The 14,137-nt window shown below is 59.3% G+C and carries 10 protein-coding genes and 1 pseudogene; 7 read left to right on the forward strand and 4 right to left on the reverse strand.

The genetic code is table 11. The features are described 5' to 3' along the window. The first annotated feature begins 112 nt into the window (after nucleotides 1-112). The gene (locus JK232_RS03815) at nucleotides 113-1,618 is read left to right on the forward strand and encodes a CoA-acylating methylmalonate-semialdehyde dehydrogenase (RefSeq protein ID WP_072927581.1); all 1,506 of its coding nucleotides are present in this window, start codon (nucleotides 113-115) and stop codon (nucleotides 1,616-1,618) included. Between the two features lie 45 nt (nucleotides 1,619-1,663). After that, nucleotides 1,664-2,482 carry a 5-deoxy-glucuronate isomerase gene (gene iolB / locus JK232_RS03820; protein ID WP_212588843.1) on the forward strand — a complete coding sequence of 273 codons (819 nt, stop codon included), beginning with the start codon at nucleotides 1,664-1,666 and terminating at the stop codon, nucleotides 2,480-2,482. A 104-nt stretch (nucleotides 2,483-2,586) separates the two neighbouring features. On the opposite strand, the gene JK232_RS03825 is transcribed toward iolB, so the two are convergent. Both JK232_RS03825 and JK232_RS03830 read right to left on the reverse strand, forming a co-directional pair. Beyond that, entirely contained in the window at nucleotides 2,587-3,456 is an 870-nt protein-coding gene (locus JK232_RS03825; RefSeq protein WP_072927578.1) for a MurR/RpiR family transcriptional regulator, read from the reverse strand. A 217-nt stretch (nucleotides 3,457-3,673) separates the two neighbouring features. Continuing rightward, nucleotides 3,674-5,608 carry a bifunctional 5-dehydro-2-deoxygluconokinase/5-dehydro-2-deoxyphosphogluconate aldolase gene (locus JK232_RS03830; RefSeq protein ID WP_212588844.1) on the reverse strand — a complete coding sequence of 645 codons (1,935 nt, stop codon included), beginning with the start codon at nucleotides 5,606-5,608 and terminating at the stop codon, nucleotides 3,674-3,676. Between the two features lie 474 nt (nucleotides 5,609-6,082). On the opposite strand from JK232_RS03830, the gene iolD reads away from it, so the two are divergent. The 4 genes from iolD (at nucleotide 6,083) to iolE (ending at nucleotide 11,060) form a co-directional block, all read left to right on the forward strand. Beyond that, nucleotides 6,083-8,023 carry a 3D-(3,5/4)-trihydroxycyclohexane-1,2-dione acylhydrolase (decyclizing) gene (iolD, locus tag JK232_RS03835; protein WP_212588845.1) on the forward strand — a complete coding sequence of 647 codons (1,941 nt, stop codon included), beginning with the start codon at nucleotides 6,083-6,085 and terminating at the stop codon, nucleotides 8,021-8,023. Nucleotides 8,024-8,159: 136 nt separating this feature from the next. Next, the gene (gene iolG, locus JK232_RS03840; RefSeq protein ID WP_072927573.1) at nucleotides 8,160-9,182 is read left to right on the forward strand and encodes a bifunctional inositol 2-dehydrogenase/D-chiro-inositol 1-dehydrogenase; all 1,023 of its coding nucleotides are present in this window, start codon (nucleotides 8,160-8,162) and stop codon (nucleotides 9,180-9,182) included. Between the two features lie 62 nt (nucleotides 9,183-9,244). After that, the gene (locus tag JK232_RS03845; protein ID WP_072927571.1) at nucleotides 9,245-10,129 is read left to right on the forward strand and encodes a sugar phosphate isomerase/epimerase family protein; all 885 of its coding nucleotides are present in this window, start codon (nucleotides 9,245-9,247) and stop codon (nucleotides 10,127-10,129) included. A gap of 34 nt (nucleotides 10,130-10,163) precedes the next feature. Continuing rightward, nucleotides 10,164-11,060, forward strand: a complete 897-nt coding sequence (iolE, locus tag JK232_RS03850; protein WP_101827764.1) for a myo-inosose-2 dehydratase — start codon at nucleotides 10,164-10,166, stop codon at nucleotides 11,058-11,060. A 109-nt stretch (nucleotides 11,061-11,169) separates the two neighbouring features. On the opposite strand, the gene JK232_RS03855 is transcribed toward iolE, so the two are convergent. Further along, the gene (locus JK232_RS03855) at nucleotides 11,170-11,667 is read right to left on the reverse strand and encodes a GNAT family N-acetyltransferase (RefSeq protein WP_101827763.1); all 498 of its coding nucleotides are present in this window, start codon (nucleotides 11,665-11,667) and stop codon (nucleotides 11,170-11,172) included. 379 nt (nucleotides 11,668-12,046) lie between these two features. Between JK232_RS03855 and JK232_RS03860 the strand changes: the two genes are divergently transcribed. Further along, nucleotides 12,047-12,742, forward strand: a complete 696-nt coding sequence (locus JK232_RS03860) for a pirin family protein (protein ID WP_072927565.1) — start codon at nucleotides 12,047-12,049, stop codon at nucleotides 12,740-12,742. 64 nt (nucleotides 12,743-12,806) lie between these two features. On the opposite strand, the pseudogene JK232_RS22995 reads toward JK232_RS03860, so the two are convergent. Further along, nucleotides 12,807-14,072: pseudogene (locus JK232_RS22995) on the reverse strand (autotransporter outer membrane beta-barrel domain-containing protein); the annotation flags it as partial. Between the last annotated feature and the right edge of the window lie 65 nt (nucleotides 14,073-14,137).

A 14,137-nucleotide genomic window follows, 5' to 3' on the forward strand; every position in this document is an offset into this window, starting at 1 on the left:
AATAGAGTTTTTGCCAACAGCGGCTGAACCGGGCGTGCAGGGTGCACACCGGTTTATGCCCCCGCAAACCCGGCACTGCCCGGCTCCACCGATCACATAACGAGGGTGAGACATGAACATCGTGGGTAACTTTATTGGCGGCAAAACCAGCGTCAGCACCAGCAACCAGACGCTGCCGGTCTATAACCCGGCAACCGGCAAGGCAGATCGTGAAGTCACACAAAGCACCGGCGAAGAGGTGCTGGCGGCCATTGAAACGGCACACCAGGCTTTCCCGGCCTGGGCCGCCACCACGCCGCTGCGCCGCGCCCGCATCCTGTTCAACTTCAAAGCCCTGCTGGAGCAGCACCGTGATGAACTGGCTGAACTGATCGTCAGTGAGCACGGCAAGGTCTACTCCGACGCACTGGGAGAACTGACCCGCGGGCTGGAAGTGGTTGAGTTTGCCTGCGGCATTCCGCACCTGATCAAAGGCGAATACTCGCCGGATGTCGGCAGCGGCGTAGACAGCTTCTCCATGCAGCAGCCGCTGGGGGTGGTGGCGGGCATTACGCCGTTTAACTTCCCGGCGATGGTGCCGATGTGGATGTTCCCGATTGCGCTGGCCTGCGGTAATACCTTTGTGCTGAAGCCACCGGCACTGGTGCCGTCTGCCTCCGTCCGCATGGCGGAACTGCTGAAAGAAGCGGGCCTGCCGGACGGCGTATTCAACGTGGTGCACTGCGCCAATGAACATGCCGAACAACTCTATACCGACCCACGCGTGCAGGCGGTGAGCTTTGTCGGCTCCTCCACTGTGGCGGAATATATCTACAAAACCGCCAGCGCCCACGGTAAACGTGTGCAGGCGTTCGGCGCGGCGAAAAACCACGCCATCATCATGCCGGATGCCGATCTGGACGCCACCGTGAATGCCCTGATGGGCGGCGCGTTCGGCTCAGCGGGCGAACGTTGCATGGCGCTGCCGATCGCCGTGGTAGTGGGTGACAGCACCGCCGATAAGCTGGTGGAAAAACTCAAACCGCTGATTGCCCAATTGCGGGTGGGGCCCGGCCTGCAACAGGGCGGTGAAGAAAACGAGATGGGGCCGTTGGTCTCCTCAGATCACCAGAAAAAAGTGCTGGGCTACATCGACAAAGGGGTGGAAGAGGGAGCCACGCTGGTGGCCGACGGCCGCAACTACAAGGTGCCGGGTGCGCCGGACGGCTACTTCGTGGGCGGCACACTGTTCGACCACGTGACGCCGGAGATGGTGATTTACCGCGAAGAGATCTTCGGGCCGGTACTGGGCATTGTGCGGGTGCCGGACTACCAGACCGCCATCGAGACGGTAAACGGCCATGAATACGGCAACGGCAGCGCTATTTTCACCAGCAACGGCCGCTACGCACGCGAGTTCGTCAGCAGCGTGCAGGCGGGCATGGTCGGCGTGAATGTGCCGGTGCCGGTACCGATGGCTTTCCACAGCTTCGGCGGCTGGAAACGCTCGGTGTTCGGCGCGCTGAACGTCCACGGTAATGACGGCGTGCGCTTCTATACCCGCATGAAAACCGTTACCGCCCGTTGGCCGACCGGCCAGCAAACGGTGTCTGAATACAGTATGCCGACGCTGGGCTAAGTGAACGGACAAGACGACAGTTAACCGACAGTAAAGGAGGGAACGATGTCTTCACTGCTTTCCAAATGCCAGAAACCGGACGCGCAGGGGCGCGTCCAGCACGTCACCCCAGAGAATGCCGGCTGGGAGTATGTCGGGTTTGACGTCTACCAGCTCAACGCAGGCCAGTCGCTGACGCTGCAAAGTGACGGCAATGAACTCTGCCTGGTGCTGGTGGCCGGGCTGGCTTCTGTCTCGACCAGCAAAGCGGAGTTTCCGCATATCGGCAAACGCATGAGCCCGTTTGAGCGGGTGCCGCCCTATTCGGTCTATGTGCCGCACCATGAGAGAGTGAACGTGCTGGCCGAAAGCGACCTGGAGCTGGCGGTGTGTCGTTCACCTTCAGCCGGTTCGCTCCCTGCACGGCTGATTTCGCCGGAAGAGGTCGGCGTAGAGCATCGCGGTAAGGGGCGCAACAAACGGCGGGTACATAACATCCTGCCTGACAGCGAACCCGCCGACAGCTTGCTGGTGGTGGAGGTGTATACCGCTGAAGGGGATACCAGTTCCTACCCGAGCCACAAGCATGATGACAAAAACTCGCCGGACGAAACCTATCTGGAGGAGTCCTATTATCACCGGCTCGACCCGGCGCAGGGGTTCTGTATGCAGCGCGTCTACACGGATGACCGCTCCCTGGATGAGTGCATGGCCGTTTATAACGGCGATGTGGTGAAAGTGCCGCGTGGTTACCACCCGGTCGCCACCCTGGCCGGTTACGACAGTTACTACCTTAACGTGATGGCCGGGCCGGTACGGAAATGGAAATTCACCTGGGAAAAAGATCACGCCTGGATCAACAGCGATCACTATCCCAAAGGGTGATCGCGCATTTCAAGCCGGATCGCGTTTGACGCATGATTGTGACCCAACGAAAAGCGGCCACCCCAGGGTGGCCGTTATGGTTGTCAGAGGGCCGGTTTGCTGCCCTATTTGGCGGGCTGGGCGTTCAGGGCGTCGACGGGGCCGTGACGGGCGTTAGTGAGCGCCAGGGAGACGGCGAGGGTCTGGGCGAGGCACATCGAGGCAACCTGTGAGCGGAAACCGTCTACCTGTGCTTCACGCACCACAAAACAGACATCGCTGAAAGCGGCCAGCGGGCTGACCTGGCTGTCCGTTATCGCAATCTGCTGCGCGCCCTGTTTCGCGCCGAGTTGCACCAGATCCACCGCTTCCTGTGCGTATGGCGAGTAGCTGATGGCAATCACCACATCTTTGGGTTTCACCATGCTGAGCTGCTCGGTGAACATGCCGCCCAGCCCGTCGATCAGGAAGGCGCGGCGTTCCAGGTGGCGCAGGGCGTAGGTGAGGTAAGAGGCCACGCTGAAGGAGCGGCGCAGGCCAATCACATAAATGGTGTCGGCGTTGTTGAGCAGATCGACCGCTTTTTCAAGCTGGTCCGGGCTGATTTGCATGGCCAGTTGCTGCAACGCCTGTGCATTCACCATCGTGAAGACGTTCAGGATCTCAGCCGGTTTTTCCGGGACGTTATTCTCTTCGGTGGAAGTCTGGCGGAACAGGCGCGCACGCTCGGTATAGCTCACCGTCTCTTCCATCAGATGCTGGCGGAAAACCTGTTTCATCTCATTAAAGCCGCTGAAACCAAAGGCATTGGCGAAACGGATCAGGGTCGAGGGCGGCACGCTGGCCTGCGCGGCGATTGAGGCCACGGTGTCAAAGGCAATGCTGTTACTGTTATCAAGAATATAGCGGGCCACCTGCTTCAGGCGCTTGCTCAGCGTGTCGTAGCGACGGCGGATCTCATCCTGTAACAACGAGAGTTGGGTCGGGTTAGTCATGTCAGTGGCTCACAGAGAGAAGACAGGGGATCAGGAAAACGAAACATGTTTTCATTGCGGCTATTCTACCAGACGAATCGAAAATTTCATTTAATGTGGCAGATCCCCAGCTTTATTTCATCGGACCTTGAAAAGGCTCACAGATTGCTCAAAAAATAACAAAAATGCACAGTGGCAGGCCATAAAAAACGGCCCCCGCAGGAGCCGTTTCAACCCGCTACTGTTTCAGCGCATCCGGCAGCGGGCGCACGTCCCGCCAGTAGCCGATCAGCGTCAGGTAGTTCTGTTTCACTTGCCGGATAAGCGCGGCGTCATCCAGTTCGCCCTGCAGCCACTGGCGTGACGCCTGGCCGAAAATAGTTCGCCCGACGGCAAACCCTTTCACACACGGTGCGGCGGCTGCCTGGGCAAAGCCCGCTTTCAGCTCCGCTTCCGGTGCATCCAGGCCGAGAATCACCACCCCACGGCAATGCGGGTCGTTAGCCTCAATCACCTCACCCACCTGTGTCCAGCCGGCGACGGAGAGCGGCGGCAGTTTCCACCAGTCAGGCTGAATGCCGAGCTGATAAAAGCGCGACAGTGACGCCACATAGAAACGCTCATCTTTATCAGCGCTCCCTTCCGGCAGAATCACCTCCAGCAGCAGTTCATGGCCGCTCTGGCAGCAGGCGCGCCATACGTCGAGCAGCTGCGCTTCTTGCTCCTGGCGCAGGGCCGCCGGGTCTTGCGGATGGTAAAACACCAGGCATTTCACGACATGTTCCAGCGGCCAGCTCACCAGCTGCGAGCCAAGATTACCGTGTTCCAGCCGGAGCGGGCGTGAACCGGGCATTTCAATCGGGCGGCCAATCCACCAGCCCTGGCCGGTAATAGCATTCAGCGCCGGCTGGCCGTAGGTGGTGTCTGCCAGGATGCCGCTGTTGTGCGCCAGCCCGGCCTCGGCGGCCGCTTCCCTGGCGGCCTGTAACAGCAACTGTTTCAGCGGCGGGATGTTCTGGTAACTGATACCCGCGTCATCGGCCATCTCTTCCAGCTGTTTGCGGTGGTCGAAGGCGAACACGCACAGCTCCGGCCACGCCTGTTGGCGGGTGGTGACGCGGTGCAGGTGGTTGAGGCGCGCATCGCGATCCGGGCGTTTCACTTCGCGGTCACGTTTCAGGTAATCGTCCAGTTCCTCTTTGGTCGGCATTGCCGGGGCGCAGCCGTGGCGTGACACCACCAGCGCGCCGCAGGCATTGGCGTAGCGGCAGGCCTGATCCCAGCCCTCATCATTCAGGTAGCCGCGCAGCAGGCCGGACATAAAGGCATCGCCTGCCCCCAGCACATTCAGTACGTCCACCTGGACGCCCGAATGCAGTTTGACCTGATCCCACCCCTCCGGGATCGCGCCCTCAAACACCGAGCAGCCTTGTGCGCCGCGTTTGCACACCAGCGTTGCCTGGCTGTGGCGGCGCACGTTGGCCAGCGCCGTCAGGGTATCGGTGCTGCCGCCGGCGATATGGAACTCCTCTTCGGTGCCGACAATCAGGTCAAACTTGTCCAGCACTTGCTGGAGCTGGCGGGTGACCGGGCCGGACTCGATGAAACGCGTTTCACCGTCGCCCAGCGAGGTCAGCCCCCAGAGCACCGGGCGGTAGTCAATGTCCAGCGCGGTGCGCAGGCCATGTTTGCGGGCGTAATCCAGCGCTTTCAGCACGGCAGCGCGGGTGTCCGGGTGTGAAAGGTGGGTACCGGTCACGGCCACGGCGCGGGCAGAGGCGATGTAGTCCTCGTCAATATCGTCCGGCACCAGCCCCATGTCTGCGCAGTTATCGCGGTAGAAAATCAGCGGGAACGTCTCTTCATCCTTGATGCCGAGCATCACCAGCGCGGTCAGGCGCTGGGTGTCGGTGATCAGGTATTGCGTGTCTACGCCGGCCCGTTGCAGCGTTTCACGCAGGAAACGGCCGTTATGCTCATCACCAACACGCGCCAGCATGGCGGACTTCAGCCCCTGGATGGCTGTGCCGTAGGCCACATTGCCGGATGAACCGCCGAGATATTTGGAAAAGGTGCTCATATCTTCCAGCCGGGCGCCGATCTGCTGGCCGTAAAGGTCAACCGCGATGCGGCCAATACAGATGACATCCAGCTGTTTTGGGTGTGTCGCCATACCAGATTCCTTCTTTGAAAGGGTGAAGAAGCATTTTTCCGCAGTATGAGGAATAAAAATTTCAAAAACAAGAAAGAATGAAACTTGAAAACCAGAATTGTGAGAGGGATAAAACAACGGCCAAAGAGAGTAAATAATTTTTCATCAAAACAAGGCCGGAAGCCGCGTCATGTCTCGTTTTTCTGGAGAAGCCCCCCGTGCCGCACCTCAGTGCCCTGCGTAGGGAAACCCGGCTGCTGCCTGGGATAACCCCTTGAATTGTCATGTATGGGTAACAGGGTTGTGGCAGAACGGTGAATGGACGTTTTATTTCATTTTTTGATCTCTCTCGCAAAATGAAATGTTTCTTCTGGAATGGGATTTTGTGGAAAAAAAATTTGTTTATAATCGCTCCACGTTTCACCCCGACGGGCTAAAAAGCAGCCGCTCTACGGCCCGGTGCCACCAGACAACGCAAACAGGAAGGGTACAACAATGGCTAAGACGAGACTCACGATGGCGCAGGCGCTGGTTAAGTTCCTGGATAACCAATATGTCCTGGTGGATGGGGCGGAGCACAAGTTCGTCAAAGGGATTTTTGCCATTTTCGGCCACGGCAACGTGCTGGGGCTGGGCCAGGCGCTGGAGCAGGACCGCGGCGGGCTGGTGGTGCATCAGGGACGCAACGAGCAGGGCATGGCCCATGCGGCCATTGGCTACGCCAAGCAGAAGCTGCGCCGTGAAATCTACGCCTGTAGTGCCTCGGTGGGGCCGGGCTCGGCCAATATGGTGACGGCTGCCGCCACCGCCACCGCCAACCGGATCCCGCTGTTGCTGCTGCCGGGAGATGTGTTCGCCACCCGCCAGCCTGACCCGGTACTGCAACAGATTGAGCAGCCGCATGACCTCAGCATCAGCACCAATGACGCCTTCCGCGCCGTGAGCAAATACTGGGATCGCATTACGCGGCCGGAACAGCTGATGAGCGCCTGCATCAACGCGATGCGTGTGCTGACTGACCCGGCGGAAACCGGTGCGGTCACGCTCTGCCTGCCGCAGGATGTGCAGGGCGAAGCCTATGACTACCCGGATTATTTCTTCCAGAAACGCGTGCACCGTATGGATCGCCGCCTGCCGACTGAGGGCATGATGCAGGATGCGCTCACCCTGCTGGCCGGTAAACGCAAGCCGTTGATCGTGTGCGGCGGCGGGGTGAAATATGGCGCGGCCGCGGCCGCGCTGCAACAGTTTGCCGAACGCTTCGGCATCCCGTTTGCGGAAACCCAGGCGGGCAAGGGCGCGATTCTCTCTGAGCATACGCTGAACCTCGGCGGCATCGGTGAAACCGGCAGCCTGGCCGCCAATACGCTGGCCAAAGAGGCCGATCTGGTGATAGGTATCGGCACCCGTTACACCGACTTCACCACCTCCTCGAAATGGATTTTCCAGAACCCGGAGGTGGCCTTCCTTAACATCAACGTCAGTGCGTTTGATGCCGGCAAACTCGACGGCGTACAGATCCTGGCGGATGCCCGTGAGGCGCTGGAAGCCCTGACACCGCGGCTGGCTGCCACGGGCTACCACGCCGCCTGGGGCGATGCGATCCGCACGGCGCGCGAAAGCCTCTACCGTGAAGTAGACCGGGTCTATCAGGTGGAGTACAGCGGCGAGGCGTTTGTACCGGAAATCGACGACCATCTCGACCGTAAGGCGGTGTTCGCCGAATTTATTGAACAGACAAACTCTGTGCTGACGCAAAGCAAAGTGCTCGGCACGCTGAACGAATGTTTGCCGCAAGATGCGGTGATCGTGGCTGCTTCCGGCAGTTTGCCGGGCGATTTGCAGCGCGTCTGGCGCACCACCGGCATCAACGGCTACCACGTGGAATATGGCTACTCCTGCATGGGCTATGAGGTGAACGCCTCGCTGGGCGTCAAACTGGCGGAGCCGCACCGCGAGGTATACACCCTGCTGGGCGACGGCTCATTCATGATGCTGCATTCCGAACTGGTCACCTCAATTCAGGAAGGCTGCAAAATCAATGTGGTACTGCTCGACAACATGACCAACGGCTGCATCAACAATTTGCAGATGGAGCACGGCATGGACAGCTTCAGCACCGAATTCCGCTTCCGTGACCATGAGACGAATAGCCTGACCGGCGGCTTCGTGCCGGTGGACTTCGCCATGCTGGCGCAGGCCTATGGCTGCAAAACCTACCGCGTGACCACCTATGCGCAATTGCGCGAGGCGCTGGAGGATGCGCGCAAGCAAACCGTCTCCACGCTTATCGACATCAAAGTGCTGCCGAAAACCATGGTGCACAAGTATTTCAGCTGGTGGCGGGTAGGCGGCGCGCAGGTGTCAGACAGCCCCCGTATCCGGCAGGTGGCCGATATGCTGAACGAAAACATCAGCCAGGCCCGCGACTACTGAGCCGCCGGGCAGCCCCGGCTGCCCGGATAAGCCGCGTCACGCCTTTTACACCCTTAAACGCAATTAAGCCGTATGCGATGAAGAAAACGTATGCGGGCGGGCAGCCCGTTGATCTGAATCCAGAGGAGTTTCCACTATGTCATTGAATATTGGCGTTATCGGCACCGGTGCGATCGGCCAGGAACATATTCGCCGTTGCAACAAAGTGCTTCAGGGTGGGCGTGTCGTGGCGGTAAACGACATCAATGCTGACCATGCGGCAAAGGTGGTAATCAACCAGCGCCTCGAGGCCAAAGTCTATGAAAACGGGCACGACCTGATCAACGCGCCGGACGTCGATGCGGTGCTGGTCACCTCCTGGGGGCCGAGCCATGAAGAGTTTGTGCTGTCTGCCATCCAGGCCGGTAAGCCGGTGTTCTGCGAGAAGCCGCTGGCGGTGACGGCGGAAGGCTGCAAACGCATTGTGGAAGCGGAGGCACGGCACGGCAAACGGCTGGTGCAGGTCGGCTTTATGCGCCCGTATGACAGCGGCTACCGCGCGCTGAAAGCGGTAATCGGCAGCGGCCAGATCGGCGAGCCGCTGATGCTGCACTGCGCCCACCGCAACCCGGAAGTGGGTGACAGCTACACCACGGATATGGCGATCACCGACACGCTGATCCATGAAATCGACGTGCTGCGCTGGCTGCTGGATGACGACTACGTGTCGGTGCAGGTGGTGTTCCCGCGCAGAACGTCCAATGCCTACAGCCACCTGAAAGATCCGCAGATCGTGCTGTTCGAAACGGCGAAAGGCACGCGGATTGACGTCGAGATCTTCGTGAACTGCCGTTACGGCTATGACATCCAGTGTGAGGTGGTGGGTGAAACCGGCATCGCGCGCCTGCCGGAGCCTTCTTCGGTGCAACTGCGCAGCGAGGCAAAACTCTCTACCTCGATCCTTATGGACTGGAAAGATCGCTTCATCGACGCCTATGACGTCGAGTTGCAGGGCTTTATCAATGACGTGCTGGCCGGGCAGCTCACCGGGCCGTCTGCCTGGGATGGTTACGCCGCTGCCGTCACCGCCGATGCCTGCGTGGCCGCGCAGCTGAGCGGCGAGATCGTGCCGGTGACCATGCCGCCGCGCCCGGCCTTTTATAACCAGCCGGCGGGCTGACCTTATTTTGCCGGGTTGCTGCCTGCGGCCCGGCTGCTGCCACACTGACTTAGGGAGACACCATGAAAATCGCGTTTGATGTCGACGTCATCAAAGATATGGGCATTACCAGAATGGTCCATCAGGTAGCGGAGTGGGGCTACAACTACATTGAGCAGTCGCCACACCCGCAGATTAACCCGTTCTACAAGCACCCGAAAGCCAGCCGTGAAGTGATGACGGAGTACCGCAATGCGCTGAAGGCCACCGGCGTCGAGATCTCGTCGTTTATCGTGGTGTATCGCTGGTCCGGCCCCGGCGAGGATCGCCGTGTGGCGGCGGTGAAGAACTGGAAACGCATGATTGAGATTGCCGTCGAGATGGGCGTGCAGGTGATCAACACCGAGCTGGCCGGTAACCCGAACGAGCCGGAGATCTGTGAGGAGCTGTGGTACAAATCGATGGAGGAGCTGCTGCCGATCATCGAACGTGAAGGCATCCGCATGGAAATCCAGTCCCACCCGTGGGATTTTTGCGAGCTGAACAACGAAACCTGCGATCTGGTGAAATCCCTGCGCAGTGACCATGTGAAATACCTCTACAGCGTGCCGCACACCTTCTTCTATGACAAAGGCGTGGGCGACGTGGCGAACATGCTGCGTTACGCCGGGGACGATCTCTCCCACGTGCTGATCGCTGACACCCATAACCACACCAAACATTGCCGTTACATCGTCAACCCGCCGGGGGTGGATGCCGCGGTGCATCAGCACGTCGGCATCGGTGAAGGGGAAGTGGACTTCGACACGCTGTTCAAAACCCTGCGTGAGATGGATTTCGCCAATAAAACCTTCAAGGTCGGCGGCGAGCCGATTATCGCGGCGTCGCTGTTTGGTTACCCGGAAAAGATGAAATATCAGGCTGTCGAAACCCGCGAGCGCATCGAGCGGGAACTGTTGGTCAAATAACGTTTTCCTGCCTGCGGGTGGGGGAGGCTTACCCATGAACAAAGACAACATCAAACTGGCCATCGCGCCGATTGGCTGGACCAACGACGACATGCCGGATCTGGGCAGTGAAAACACTTTCCAGCAGTGCGTCAGTGAAATGGCGCTGGCCGGGTTTACCGGCAGTGAAGTGGGCAGCAAATACCCACGTGATACCGCGCTGCTGAAACGGATGCTGGACGCGCGCGGCATCCGCATCTGCAACGCCTGGTTCAGCACCTTTTTCGCCGATGGCCAGAAAGAGAAGACCATTGACGAGTTCGTCAACCACATGAATTTCCTGCATGAAATGGGCGCGAAGGTGATTGGCTGTTCCGAGCAGAGCAAAAGCATCCAGTGCACCACCAAAGCGGTGTTTGATGAGAAGCCGTACTTTACCGATGAAGAGTGGCAGCGGGTGGCGGACGGATATAACCAACTGGCGAAGATCGCAGCGGAGAAGGGGATGCAGGTCTGCCTGCATCACCATATGGGCACCGCCATCCAGACCCCGGCCGAGATTGATCGCTTTATGGCGCTGGTGAATGACGATGTCTACCTGCTGTTTGATACCGGCCACCTCTACTACTCCGAAGGCTCCCAGCAGGTGATGATGGACGTACTGGAAAAACATCTGCCGCGCATCAACCATATCCACCTGAAAGATGTACGTGATGAGAAAGTCGCTGACGTGCGGGCGCATCGCCGCAGCTTCCTGGACGGCGTTCGCATGGGCACCTTTACGGTGCCGGGCGACGGGGTCATTGATTTCCGCCCGGTGTTCACGCTGTTGGACCAGCGCGGCTATAAAGGCTGGATGGTGGTTGAGGCGGAGCAAGACCCGGCGCTGGCCAACCCGTTTGAATACGCCGTTAAAGCGCGCCGCTATATCCGTGAGGTTGCCGGGCTGTAAGCCGGCATCAATGCATTGAAAAAGCCACCGGGATTGCCGGTGGCTTTTTGCTTTATGGCGGCGAAAAGCGCCGATTGAGCCGCTATCCGCCGCGATGTGGGCATCTGCGTCAGTGGCCCCCTTTCAGCCGGCCCATATGGTAGGCATCCACGAACAGGCCATCGCGCATGGCAAATTGCGGGCTGGTGCCTTCCACCTCAAACCCAAATTTGCGGTAAAGCGCCAGCGCTGCGTGGTTATCGGTGTAAACCGTCAGTTCGATGCGCCGCACCGCGAGCCAGTTGTCACAGAGATCGATGGCTGCCCCCAGCAAGCGGCTGCCGACGCCATGCCCCTGATACTCCACTGACACGCCCATGCCGAACGTCGCCACATGGCGGCGGCGTGGCGTCAGGTTATGGCTCAGCATCAGTTGCCCGGCGAGGGTGCCGTCCAGCAGCGCGACCAGGTTGCAGGTATCCGGGGCAGGGTTTTTCAGGCGTTCCTCCCAACGGGCAAGCGGTGCGTAGGGGAGTTGCAACGTATCACGGTATAGCGCCGGCTCGCTGTAAAGGCGGTGCAAAGCAGCGGCATCTTCCGGGATGGCGTGGCGGACAGTGATCTCCATAACAGGCTCCTTGTTGAGGGCGTGATAATAACCCCTTAAATTATCTGCTTTATTTTTTTGTGCAAGCCAAAAATTGGGCAAAAAAATACTTTACAGATACGAATGATAATGATTATTATTGTCATGCGTTCCGGGGAGACCGCACTGACATGCTGAGGTTTCCCTGCGAAGGCACGACATTGCTCACATTGCTTCCAGTATTATTTTAAGCCAGCTCGGGTGCTGGCTTTTTTTTTGCCTGCTGTTTCCCCCTCGCCCAATTTCCCTGCGCAAACCTCGAAAAGTCATTCACTTTTTTTGACCAGAGGCGTTAAGTTTTTGCGCTTTCATATTCCCGGCCCGCCGCTAGACTAAGTGAAAACATTGAGGAGAATTGAACATGATTTACTTACGTAAAGCACAAGAACGCGGACACGCCAATCATGGTTGGCTGGACAGCTGGCACACCTTCTCATTCGCGAATTATTACGATCCGAGCTTTATGGGCTTCTCCGCCCTGCGGGTGATTAATGAGGATGTTATCGATGCCGGCCAGGGGTTTGGTACGCACCCGCACAAAGATATGGAAATCCTGACTTACGTGCTCTCCGGCACTGTTGAGCATCAGGACAGCATGGGCAACAAAGAGCAGATCCATGCCGGTGAGTTCCAGATCATGAGCGCCGGTACCGGGGTGAAACACTCGGAGTACAATGGCCGCGACGATGCGCCGCTGCACCTTTACCAGATCTGGATTATCCCGGATACGCAGGGCCTGCCGCCGCGCTATGAGCAGCGGATGTTCGACGCCCCGCAGGGCCGCCAGCTGGTGCTGTCGCCGGACGCGCGTGACGGCTCGCTGAAAGTGTTCCAGGACATGACGCTGTGGCGCTGGGCGCTGAACCAGGATGAGCAAAACAGCTACGCGATCGAAAACGGCCGCCGCATCTGGATTCAGGTGGTACGCGGGTCAGTGACGGTCAACGGCCAGCCGGCCGGGAAAAGTGATGCGTTCGCCGTCTGGGATGAACCGCATCTCGACATCCGCGCGACAGAAGAGAGTGAAGTGCTGCTGTTTGACCTGCCGCCGGTGTAAGCCACACGGTACACAGGCAGGGACAGGTAAAGGGCGATGCGCAGGCATCGCCCTTTTTTATGCGTCAGAACCTTTGGCTAAGGTTCAGCATAAAGCCGGTATCCATGAGGCCATCCTCTTTCCAGTGATAGGCATCCAGCCCCAGCGTGGCGGCGTTGCTTTGGTAGGCCAGCCCAATTTGGGCCAGCCCATTGATACCACCGCCCTGTTGGCCGTCATCTACCCGGAACGTCTGCCCCGCCGCGCCCGCCAGTGATGCGCTGCGCTGGCGTTGGTGATAACTCAGATTCGGCCCGCCCTCCAGCAGCGCCGTCGCGCGCCAGCCGTTTTGCCCCTCATAGGCCAGTTTCAGCCCGGCCACGGCATCTACTGCGGTTTCCGCGCCCGCGCCCATGTTCAGGTTAAAATCTCCGGCGCCGCGCTCCTGATATCCCTCTTCCATCACATGGCGCAGTGCCAGCCCGGCAAACGGCGTGACCGTCAGGTTTTCACCCAGCGTCAGGGGCCTGGCGGCTTCGCTTCGGAACGATAACGCGTGCTGACGCTGGCTGGCATCACTGCTTTTGTTGATGCCGTCGTAACGGATGGCGCGGCGGCTGTCGAGCGAGTGAACGTCATAATGCAGTGCGTTGCGCCACATCAGCGTATCACCCAGCGGCTGCGTATGTTGCAGGCCAAAGAACTGGCTGTAACCGCCGGTCACGCCGTTGTCACCCGGTTGCCGGCTGCCGTTGCCGGCCAGCCGCGCGATGCCGTACTCCACTTCCAGCGCCTGATTGCTGCCGAATGCCAACGACTTACGCAGCGCCAGCATGTCATATTGCGTGTCATTGCCCAGTTCTGCCCTTGGGTCGCCCTGTGCTACCACATTGAATGCCAGCCCGTTGCCAAACTGCGGCGCGCTGTCAGCCAGCATGGAGAAGCGGTTGCTCAGCACCCTGGCTTCACGCGTTAATGAGGTCGCCTGGTTGCCGGAGATCTGTTTCAGCGCGTTGTTCAGCGCTTGCGTCGTGCTGAGGTTCAGGCTGGTGAAGAGTTCGTTATTGGTGTAACCCTTATCCAGCGCCTGCGCGACCCCACTCGCCTGCGGGTCAGTGACCAGCCCGGCGTAGCTGTTTTTGGTCATGGTGATGTCGATGTTGCCGTGTTCATCTTTATCGGCCTGCGCCTGCCATACCACGCTGGCGGAGCGGATGTTCTGCTCGTTGATCTGGCCGCTGGCCAACGCATCCTGTAACACCACCTGTTGCGCGTCTGTCCCGGCAGTAAAGCCGGTACCGATGCGAACACCGGTTACGGCGATGCGTTTCGCGCGGGCAGCGCCATCCGTCAGGCGGGCAGTCAGCACCGGCGATGCCCGGCCACGGGATAATGTATCCGCGCTTTCCAGTGTCA

This window comes from Nissabacter archeti (genome assembly GCF_018257325.1).
In the GTDB taxonomy this organism is placed as follows: Bacteria; Pseudomonadota; Gammaproteobacteria; order Enterobacterales; family Enterobacteriaceae; genus Chimaeribacter; species Chimaeribacter arupi.